Origin of the sequence: Merdimmobilis hominis, from assembly GCF_016901855.1 — a bacterium.
Classification (GTDB): domain Bacteria; phylum Bacillota; class Clostridia; order Oscillospirales; family Ruminococcaceae; genus Paludihabitans.
Map to the genome: position 1 here is coordinate 1 of NZ_JACJKY010000036.1, position 10,763 is coordinate 10,763.

Annotated in this window: 10 protein-coding genes; 1 reads left to right on the forward strand and 9 read right to left on the reverse strand. The window is 45.1% G+C overall.

Annotated features, from left to right (window positions below):
• The 9 genes from H6A12_RS12530 to H6A12_RS12570 all read right to left on the reverse strand — a co-directional run.
• On the reverse strand, window positions 1–1,422 hold a 1,422-nt coding region (locus H6A12_RS12530; RefSeq protein ID WP_204448360.1), incomplete at its 3' end, for a type IV secretory system conjugative DNA transfer family protein.
• Window positions 1,401–2,327 (reverse strand): DUF3991 domain-containing protein, encoded by a 927-nt coding sequence (locus tag H6A12_RS13710; RefSeq protein ID WP_204448362.1) that lies wholly within the window; start codon window positions 2,325–2,327, stop codon window positions 1,401–1,403. The genes H6A12_RS13710 and H6A12_RS12530, both read right to left, overlap by 22 nt.
• Before the next feature lie 11 nt (window positions 2,328–2,338).
• Window positions 2,339–4,249 carry a MobP3 family relaxase gene (gene mobP3 / locus H6A12_RS12540; protein WP_204448364.1) on the reverse strand — a complete coding sequence of 637 codons (1,911 nt, stop codon included), beginning with the start codon at window positions 4,247–4,249 and terminating at the stop codon, window positions 2,339–2,341.
• 127 nt (window positions 4,250–4,376) lie between these two features.
• Window positions 4,377–4,943 carry a hypothetical protein gene (locus H6A12_RS12545; RefSeq protein WP_204448365.1) on the reverse strand — a complete coding sequence of 189 codons (567 nt, stop codon included), beginning with the start codon at window positions 4,941–4,943 and terminating at the stop codon, window positions 4,377–4,379.
• On the reverse strand, window positions 4,940–6,334 hold the full coding sequence (locus H6A12_RS12550; RefSeq protein ID WP_204448366.1) for an LPD28 domain-containing protein: 1,395 nt from the start codon (window positions 6,332–6,334) through the stop codon (window positions 4,940–4,942). The genes H6A12_RS12545 and H6A12_RS12550 overlap by 4 nt, the downstream gene beginning before the upstream one ends.
• A 187-nt stretch (window positions 6,335–6,521) precedes the next feature.
• Window positions 6,522–7,631, reverse strand: coding sequence for a DNA (cytosine-5-)-methyltransferase (dcm, locus tag H6A12_RS12555; protein ID WP_204448367.1), 1,110 nt, complete (start codon window positions 7,629–7,631; stop codon window positions 6,522–6,524).
• A gap of 35 nt (window positions 7,632–7,666) precedes the next feature.
• Window positions 7,667–7,966 (reverse strand): DUF4314 domain-containing protein, encoded by a 300-nt coding sequence (locus H6A12_RS12560; protein WP_204448368.1) that lies wholly within the window; start codon window positions 7,964–7,966, stop codon window positions 7,667–7,669.
• 3 nt (window positions 7,967–7,969) lie between these two features.
• A complete protein-coding gene (locus H6A12_RS12565) occupies window positions 7,970–8,269 on the reverse strand; it encodes a hypothetical protein (protein WP_204448370.1) in 300 nt (99 codons plus the stop codon).
• Window positions 8,270–8,272: 3 nt separating this feature from the next.
• A complete protein-coding gene (locus tag H6A12_RS12570) occupies window positions 8,273–8,875 on the reverse strand; it encodes a hypothetical protein (protein ID WP_204448372.1) in 603 nt (200 codons plus the stop codon).
• 388 nt (window positions 8,876–9,263) lie between these two features.
• Between H6A12_RS12570 and H6A12_RS12575 the strand changes: the two genes are divergently transcribed.
• Window positions 9,264–10,682, forward strand: a complete 1,419-nt coding sequence (locus tag H6A12_RS12575) for a hypothetical protein (protein ID WP_204448374.1) — start codon at window positions 9,264–9,266, stop codon at window positions 10,680–10,682.
• The last annotated feature ends 81 nt before the right edge of the window (window positions 10,683–10,763 follow it).

Below are 10,763 nucleotides of genomic sequence, written 5' to 3' on the forward strand. Positions count from 1 at the left end.
GGTTTCTGCAGAAGTACTTTGCGGTGCAAATCCACCGAAGATAGTTAGCTGGGTATTGTCTACGATAATTTCTGCGCCTTCCTTGCCGTAGTTCTTTTCAAGCTGGCTAAACGACTGAATAATCGGAACGATCTGCAGCCGCCTTGAACGGGAAGCAGAGAACATCATTTCCGCTGATTCAATTTTAGGAAGAGTTCCGTACTCATCACAAAAGAATACACACCGGTTTTTGAGCTTACCGCCGTTCTCATCTGCTACGGCAAGAATTTCCCGGTACAGCTGTTGGATAATCAGAGAGATCATGAAGAAGGTTGCCGGATTTTCCTCCGGCATAATAATAAACAACGCAGACTTTTCATTGCAGAATTTTTCCGCGTCAATTTCGGTATCAAAGCAGAGAATTTGCTCTAATTCCGAATCCAGAAAAGCATTCAGCCTTGAGAGTGCGGTGGACATAACTGAAGCCATCGACTGCTCCGCAGTATTTAAGGCCGCGCCTGCAAACCATTTCGCTTTGTGATCGTTTGGGAGCAGTTCCATGAGCTGCTGAAACTGATTTTTTCCTTTCTTGCCCGAAGGCGCCAGCAGTTCCTGAATGATTTTAAAGACCAATACAATGTGGCGCTGTTCCGGATTGCAGAACTCTGCAACAAGCAGAATCGTCGCTGTGAGCAAACCCTCTGCTGCGTCATAGAAATAAGCGTTTTGTCCAAACGATGCCGCATCCATTCCCGACAGGATAATGGTCTTTGAGATGGTCTTGGCGTACTTTTCACACCGTGCCTTATACACCAGCTTGTCAGGATGCTTTTTGTATAAATCCATATACTTGTTGACGAGGTGCAAAAGATTATTACCGTTGCTCTTAGTAGGATTTCTGAGGTCGATCACTGAAACATGATAGCCATAGTCTTTTGCAATCTGACCACAGTTCCTCATGATGTCACCTTTGGTGTCAGTAGAAAGCCAGCTCATGCCGGAAGCACAGGCATACTCGATGCAGGGATAAAGCCAATATGCAGTTTTGCCGACACCTGCCGCACCGATCATCAGTGCATGAACATCGCCGGTGTCAATCATGGCAGTGGTATTTCCGGTACAGCCGACCACAATGCCCTGCGGAAGAGAGACTTCCTCTGTCTTGTCCTTCTTTGAAAACGGCGGACGAAGGTGTACAACAGATGCGGTTGGCTCCTGACCGTTCTTTGCTTGTTTTCTCCACTTATCAGGTGTAAAAGGAATGTGTTGGTAAGTTTTTCGAATCTCTCGTTTGGTTGCCCAGCGTGCTGTACCGTGCTGACCGTCACCGACCGTTCTGCTCTTGATGCCGTTCAGACTGTAGATGTGTGACAGCAGCGTCACCCCGCCGAGTACGGCAAACATGACCGCACCTACAACAATCAGAGTTGTAATATTTGACATGGTTCTTCCGCCTCACTTTCTTCAACAGGATATAATAAATCCTCGTTCCAGTCCTTGTGGATCGGTACGAGGATTTCATGTTTGATGCCCTTTATAAAGAGCTTGTCAGATATTCGTTTTGCTGCAGACTGTCCTGCTTCGTCATTATCAAGGCAGAGGTATACCTTGCTGATATTTTGATTGTCTTTCATCATCTGCCACAGCACCTGATCAGATACACCGCAGCAGGCGGCATAATTGTTTTTCTGCCAGCTTTCCTTATGCATTGAAATGAAGGAGAGCATATCTATGGGTGCTTCGAAAACAAACAGCCTATCATTACCGCCGTTCCAGTGGAAACTGTATTTCGGATTACTGCCGGTGACATTGCCTTTGTATGAGCTTTCCGAACCGCTGCCTCGCTTATGGGCATGAACCGATACGCCGTCTTTATCTTTTCCCACAAATACCACATTGTGATAATCTGCTGATTCATAAATCAACCCTTTGTGTGCAAAGGCATAGAGAACATATCGGTCAATCCCTCTACGGTTTAAAAGATAGGCGAATACTCTGCGCATATTATCGTTCTTCTCCGGCAATTCAAATGGTACTTTTGGGTTTCGCTGAACAGGCGGTGATACCATCAGCGTTCCTACACAGCCGCCAAGAAGGTATTCCATTGCTTCGGGATAATCTTTGTTGTAGAACCGTCTGACAAAATCAATTGTATCCCCGCCGACTTCTTCATATTGATGAAACCACAAATTTCCTCTGACAGTAACCTTTTCAGAACCGTCACGCCATTCATACTCCGAACCGGATCGCCGGAGTGTTTCGCCCTGACTGCGAAGCATTTCTGCAATGTCTGTCTGCCGCGCCTGTTCTTTTTGCTGTTCTGTAAAATGAATATATTTTGTTGCCACTTTCTATCCTCCTATCCTTGCTTAATACCGAGCGCTTCGTTTTTCTCCTGAATTTTTCGTCGCAGTTTTCGGTCAATTATTGCTCCGCTTTTTCCTTTACGCTCGTCTTCTAAACAATTCCGAATCATTTGGCTCATATGATGCAGCAGTCTGAGCGTGCTCATTGCTGCAAACCAGTTTCGATTATTTTTGATGCTGTGCAGAAGCTGTGCGGCATATTGATTGCCATGTTCCGCAGAAGCAGTCAGCCATCGGATTGCTTGTTGCTCATCCCGTTGTATATCCTTGCCTCTCAGATATATTAAGCCGAGCTGATATTCGGCATAATGATTTCCCTGTGCAGCGGCGATCTGAAACAGCCTGATAGCTTTCTGAATATCCATATACCCATCTTCGGTCAATCGAATTTTACCCGCAAGATAGGCAGCACAGGCATTTTCCTTTTCTGCTGCTCGTTCCAGATACAGAAGTGCCTTGCTGATGTCCTGTCCCACAACTTCTCCGTGGTATAAAAGTTTTCCGAGCAGATATTCTGCCGAAGAGAATCCGCTTTCTGCAGATTCGGTCAGTAAGCGGATGGCTTCGGGAATATCCTGTATCAGCACATTGCCGTCCAAGAGTGCTTTTCCGAGGGTATATGAGGCATATTTGTTATGCTGTTCGGAAGAACGGCGGAGCAAGCTTTCTGCACGAATCAAATCCTGTTTTGTATCTTCGCCTTTGAATAAGGTTTTGCCAAGCAGATATTCAGCATATGGATTATCCTCATCTGCGGATTCTTCCAGCCAGAGAAGTGCGTAATCTACATTTTTCGAAACATCTTCACCCCTGAGAAACATTTTTCCGAGACGGTATTTGGCTACTCCGCAGCCAAGTCCTGCCGATTCCATAAGCATTTTCACGGCTTGAGACGGATTGTATTCAGCGCTGTCTTTGTCGAGCAGTTCTTTTGCTTTCCTGTAAAGTTTCCACATGACAGAAGTTTTTTCTTTTTCAGACAGCTTCAATGCTTCATCTTTTTCCGGCTCATCCATATCCGGTTCCTCCACAGTGAACACATCCTCATCGAGCAGAACAATCGGATCATGTTCAGCCGCAATATTCATTGCTTCCTGTACCACTGCATTGCGTATGGATTTGAATTCTTTGTTTTGGGACAGCGGAACGCGCTCCGGCATAGTTTCCGTATAGGTGCGGAGAACTTCTTCTCTTTGTTCGTACCAAAGATTGTACAGGACAGAGATATGCTCATCAGAAGCAAGTTCATCTACGATTCGGTTGACCATTGCTTTGACATCTGCCTTCAGATACCCATACTGTTTTTTACCGCATGTTTTTGAAAGACGGTCGGCAAGCTGAAGAAGCATTTCTTCGAGCTTTGGGTTTTCATAACTGCCCGCGTTGATTTTTGAAACAATCTCAGCAATCAATTCCCGGCTCTGCTGCCGAAGCTCGCTGCGGCGTTCAGTTTCTTTTTCATATACAAAATAGAGGTCTTGGGCAAATATGTCCTTCGCAAAAGAAGAACGCAGATTCATCACGCCTTGTTTGGAGAGGTACGGTTTGATTCCTTCATCCGCATATACTATGAGGTGTACATGGGGGTGATGGGATTCGTTATGAAAGGCGCCGTACCATTTCAGATGTTCCATCGGTATCTTGAAATTTTCTGCGAGCGCCTGAGTCTGTGTGCGAAGCATATCCCGCCACCGTTCGCCGGTGTTATATCCAAGCCGCTGAGCATCTTCACGGCGAAGCGATATGATGACCGTCCACACATTGCCTTCATAAACATTCAGCTCATCTGAGACTTTGTTCAGCTTAATCCTCACGCCGTCATCGGTAAACAATCCGTGCGATCCAAACCGCTGCGCTCTCGGTCGGGTATTGCCCATCCAGCTGACAGGAGTTTTGATGGTCATCACCTTCTTTCGGAATGATACCAATCGCCCTGTAAATAAAAAAACCGATATCAATCGTTTTTTAGAGCGATTGATATCGGTTCGTTGTTTTTAGATTATGCCGTTATTTTAATTCAGTCGGTTCATATTACATCACCATCCCTTGATCTTCATCGATGTCAGCATCTTCAGCGGAGGTTATATTCACATACTCTCCGATGATATTAAGCGCCTCATAATAACTGCCTGCCGTTTGCGTAATTCGTTCACACATTTCTGTTGCCTGATCTGCCATTCCGTTTCGGCGCAAAGTTTTTGATGCAATGCCCATCAGATTAAATATATTTCCGTCCTGACCGATCAACGGACAGTCGGGTTTCTGCTGCTCCGCGAGATAACCTCCGAGTCGGTTTGGAACATAATCTGACAGCCATGTCCCGCCGAAGGTACTGTGAGATCTGAGTCTCCATATGGCGAGTTTTCCTGTGTCGAGCTTTACATTTTCTTCGAAAGGAAAGAGCAGACAGGTTATACCGTTGCATTCAAATGACAGACAATTTTCAAACTTGCTTCCGTCAAGCAGAATATTTTCGTTCGCCAGCAGCTCGTTGATGCCGTCCTGCCATTCCTGCAAATCTCCGCCGCAGCCTTGCAGAATAAGACCTTCCTTGTTTTGCATTTTTCTGAGGTCATCTGTAGTAATTTTCTTGATCATAACTGCATCCCTCCAAACTGCTGCTCATTTTCTTCCTCTTGTGACGGTTCAGTTTCCATAAACTCTCTCGGTGTCAGATCATAGCCGAGAAAATTCGGGGAAGTGTCATCGATAAAGGAAAGATATCCTTTTTCACGAAAATCCAACAGTTCCCTCATCAGTACCGTACCACCATGATTTACACCAACTTTCGGCTCAATGAAGATAAACTGTCCTTCTTCATCGCTGTACCTCAAATCATAGGCATATAGACCTTCGGGAATTTCTTCGGGAAGTATTCTGCCGTTGGAAAACAATGCTTTTCGCCCAAGAACCTCTATGACATCCAACTTCTCATCAGTGAACGCCTGCGTTTTCAGCTCCTCAACTTCCGGTTCATGACAAGCTACCAGCTCATACAGTAAATGACCTCTTGCGGATATTACTCCGTATGGTGTGCAGGATGCTCCGAGGCGTTTGAGCAGCCTTTCGCCTTCATTTCTTGTAAAAAGCGTATCCAGCCATTCAGAATCAAACTTACTGTCCAAATGGTGAGAAAGATATTGCTTGAAAAATGCTCCGGCGTCATCCGGTTTAGCGGTGATTTGATACTGCCATAAATGGTCAATAATATCATGACAGCTTTCCAAATCCGCAGGCTGTTCGGCACAAAGCACTGCTTTAAATTTCAGCTGATCGACAGGCGAAAGATAGGTGATTTTTTCAGCAAGCCTATTCAGCTTGTCAAAGTCCTGCATATCACCGAACATTTCAGAAGTTATCTGAGGAATAGATGATTCAAAATCAAAGTATACGCAATCTTCTATACAACCTTCATTATGAAGGTTGGCTATGCGGTCTGCTTCTGATTTGACGATTGGCAGGCTGATCCATTCGGCACTGCCTGCTGTTTCATCTGCGCTGTTCATTGGCGCTTCTGCAATTTTAAGGCGGAAAGCATACCACTCGGAAGGTTCTTCATTGGGGAGAGTTTTTCCGTCATATATTTCAGGCCGTTCATATTCTCCGGCTACGATATAAAAATCGTTTATAAAGATACCGCCGTCAATTTCTCTTTGCAGCCTGCCGATTTTCTTTCTGTCCAGCAGATAGACTGCGTTATCAGGAACGCTGTTTACATCGTCATGCAATTCGCTTTCGATGACGAATTGACCGAGTAGTTCATCGTCACTCACATCGGCAGCAATCATGACTGTTTCAAGACCGTAAGTTGTATTGATTAAATCCTTTATGCTGACAAGCTCATCTGCATTGTTTTGCGTGATATCCCGACCGGCTATAGCCTGAAATGCCAATATTTCTTCAAACCCCAAAAAAGCAAGGCGTTTTGCAAAAAAGTTCATTTCATCCAGTGTCGGGGAATCAAGCCGGACATCCAAAAGTTCCGGCAAAAGGCCGCATTCCAAAACGGAGATTTCAGGAGATACATTTTCTCTGCCGACGGCTCTTATTTTTTGCAGAGCGTCACGGATTTCATATTCCTCCGCGGGCAGTTCAAGGGATGCGTAATAATATCCGTCCCCTCCGGGGTATTCATTTGCAAGTTCAATTCGCATTTGTTTTTCCATATGTTACACCTCATTGCACGATATCATATCTTTCATTGATTTCTTTTAATTTTGTTCCGATAGCAGAAATGACGGGAACGCTCACCGCGTTACCCGCCATTTTATACAGCCGTCCATCAGAAAGACCGGTTGCCGCCGCTTTATAAAATTGTTCATCGGTAAAACCCTGCAGCCGCCAACATTCAATCGGCATGAGCTTTCGTATTCTTCCGTGATGGATAATCCCATGCCGGTCTTGTGCCGTTATTGTATACATCGGCTCGTTTGGTTCTTTGATTCTTCTGCCTTGCTGGCGCACTTTTTCTCTGTCGGGGCTGATAATAGCTCTCGGTTCGTCAGTAACCAGAACTGCCGAATGTTCCCCTCGGTGGTTGCTGACTCCTGAATCCTGTCTCGCTGTAATGCATCTTGCGTGCCGGGTAATAACAGGATTGCTGTTCATATCGATGAAATATAACCCTGTTTTACCGCCCCAGCCGCCCGAACCCGCGCATTGTGTACAGGCTACTCCGGATGGATCATAGACGCGCTGTCCCTGCGGTCCGGGGATGAGCTGCTTAAGATCTTCCGCATTGCCGCCGGGGAGAGGAAATATTTCTCCGGTACCTCGTCCTCCAAGACTTGCGACAATATACAGTCGCCGTCTTTGCTGGGGAACTCCGAAATTTGCGCTGTTATGCACACACCATTCAACACCATACCCCAGTTCAATAAGCGTGGAGAGGATGGTTTTAAATGTCCTGCCTGCGTCATGCGACAGCAGACCGGGGACATTTTCCATAAGAAGAAATGGAGGCCGTTTGGCTTCAGCAATTCGGGCAATTTCAAAGAAGAGAGTGCCTCTTGTATCGTCTGCAAATCCGAGCCGCTTTCCAGCAACTGAGAAACTTTGGCATGGAAAACCCGCGCAGATGAGGTCAAAGTCGGGCAGATCGTTTGGATCAATGGTTCTTGCATCTTCAAAATACATTTCTCCTTTTGATTTATAAATAGCGTTATATGCTTGATTTGCATACTTATCGATTTCACAGTGACCGATACATTGAAAACCGCCGACTGCTTCCAGTCCTGAACGGAAACCGCCGATCCCCGCAAACATATCGAAAAATCGGATTACCATATGGCATCCGACCATTCCTTATATTTTTATTCACCTCACATTTCCATGACAGGAGCAATGTCCTCATTATTCATATTTTCATTTTGTTCTTCTGCCAATTCTTCCGGCGTCAGTTTGCGGAAGCTGTCCTCTCCGGGGATCAGGGACAGCGTTCTCCCGTCATCCCATTTCATTCCGATCTGAGATGCGTCGTCCACATACTGCACTGTTCCTCTTGTTCCGGGCGGTACAGGGGCATATGGATCATCCATGCTGATTAGCTCCAGCCGGGTGCCGGGGGGATACATTTCTTTATATCGTTCTGCCTGCCTGTGCAGGCGTTCCCATTCGTTCATATCTTACATCTCCATTTCATTTATAGGTTCTTCCGATTCATATATTTCCGCCGTGCCGTCAAGTTCCATCTGCATCGGAATCAGTACCTTCAGAAGCTGTTCTCTGTATCTCATATCGGCTATCCGGTCAATATAGATACCGAAGGTAGAGATAAATGGTTCACCGTCCGCTGTCGTAATCAACAGGTCATCATACAGACCATGTGTGCAGATAAAATCTGCCACTTCCTGCAGGCTGTGAAGTTCTGTCCTTCCGGCAGGGAAATGACCAATTAAAAGCGGATATTTATCTGTAACATTCATATATTACATTCCTCCCATCTGTAATCCCTGTGAATTTTCAATACAGCTTTCTAATTCATCCTCAGTACAGAGGAAATAGCTGTCTGAAGAGTTCCAAAAAGAAACGAAAAGTTTGCCGTCTTCTGTTTGAATCGGCTGTTGTTCAAAGTGTTCTCCGAATCCGTCTGCACACTGTCCAACCAGCCACTTTTTGAAAATCTCTGTTTCATCTTCTGTCAATTGTTCTTTGAATCGGCAGTTGATTTTTCCGTATAATTTTCCTTTATATTCGTCGACAGTCCATACCGCACTGACAAGCTTGGCCTTTACGCTTTCATCATCGTCAAAGAACTGTGCCATCTCATCTTCCGGCGATGACTGTTCCATTTCCAGCAGCTCACGGATTTCCCATTCATAACTTTTCAGATACCGGTTTCCCGCCGGTTGCATTTCACTGTATTCACTCTCTTCAATGTTTCCGTCAAGCGGGCAGAAGAACGATATTTTGAACTGTCCCAGCATATCCTTCATTTTCTTGATATCTGCTGTTAATTCCTGAATGGAATCATATTGGTCATAAAGAATGTTTTGTTCCAGTTCATCTTTGAGTTCATCATCTGCTGTCATAAGCAAATATGCAGTTGTGTTGGCGTCTGCAAGACTGTTATCCTCTCCGAGAAGCCGAATAACATGATTCCCAAAATTACTGTCAGAATATAGCTTTATCTGAATATCATCATCCTCATTGTCTGTCAGCATAATATCGTTTGGAGACTTTCGGATTCCGATAGACAGCAGTTTTTCATATACATCATAGATATCTGTTCCAGAAGCTTTTTCGGATTTATACGTTTCATATCTTGCATCTAAAATCGACTATGCAAACGGCGAGATCGACCGCTACAACAACGATTTGCAGTTGTTTAATTATTATAAGCAAACATTTGAAGAATGGTTCAATGTGTCACATACATCAAATATTACGGCAAAATACAACGCATTGTGAGGTGAGAAAATGCAAAAGCCGTACTTGTCGAGTACACAAAAAACGCGAAATATGATCGCTGGGTTTGGCGGTATCAACCACAATCTCGTCATTGATGAGAATGAATTCTATGATCAGAAAAACATGACTGCAGACTTTTATCCCGTGCTGTCTCCGCGCAGGAAACGCGGCATCATCCGCACTTTTGCAGATCCTCATATCTTGTATACCAAAGACAAGCTGGCTTGGGTCGACGGCACAAAATTCTACTACAACGGCGCGTATGTCGGAGAAGTGGAAGCAAGCGACAAGCAGATGTGCAAGATTGGCGCGTTGCTTGTTATTTTCCCGGATAAGAAAGTGTACAACACCGAAGACGGAACGTTTGAAGACTTGGAAGCAACTTTTGAGACTGTAGCGGATGTATCGTACACGCTTTGCAGTGCAGACGGTACGGCATATGAGGACTACACAGTAGGCATTACAGCGCCGGACACACCGTCTCCCGGCCAATTATGGCTTGATACATCGCAGTCCCCTGCTGTGCTTAAACAGTACAGCGAAACGTACACGGCGTGGACGGCGATTCCGTCCACCTATGTAAAGATTGCATCCGAAAACATCGGAAAGCTGTTTTCGAAATATGACGGTGTGAGGATCTCCGGTTCTACGGATGAGCAATTCAACACAAATATGGTGATCCAGGAGCGCGGCGACGGATACATCATTGTTATTGGCATCATCAACGCGCCGTTCAATCAACCGGCAGACAGCGGCCATGTGACGGTTAAAAGAATTGTTCCTGATATGGATTTTGTCACGGAACAGGAAAACCGTATCTGGGGGTGCTCAAGCAAAAATCACGAGATTTACTGCTGTAAATTAGGCGATCCGAAAAACTGGAACTGTTTCATGGGGCTTTCGTCTGATTCCTATGCGGCTACGATTGGTTCTGACGGAGATTTTACCGGTGCGATTTCTCATCTTGGGTATGTTCTTTTTTTAAAAGAAGATATTATCCATAAGGTGTATGGAACGCGTCCGGCAAATTTTCAGATATCGGATGTTTACGCGCGCGGTGTGCAAAAAGGCAGTGAGCGTTCGCTTGTCATTGTAAACGAAACGCTTTTCTATCTGTCGAGAAATGGTGTGTGTGCATATGACGGTTCTTTGCCGGTGACGATTTCTCAGAAACTTGGCACTGCGTTTTGGTCGGATGCAGTAGGCGGCACAGTCGGCAGCAAATACTATATCTCGATGAATGACGGAAACAAATGGTCTGTTTACGCATTTGACACCGAAATGAACGTGTGGACAAAAGAAGACGATGTTCATGCAAAATGGTTTTCTCGTGTCGGCAATGAACTGTATTTTGTAGACGATAAAAACCGGTTGTGCTCTGTAAACGGAACAACCGCTCTATATAATCTCTTTTGTTCTTTTTTTTGATTGCGTCTGTAAAGGTGGTGCTGTGTTTTGAATTTCTGAAATTCACAGGGATCGTCTCACTTTCGTTTATATATTTTTGGA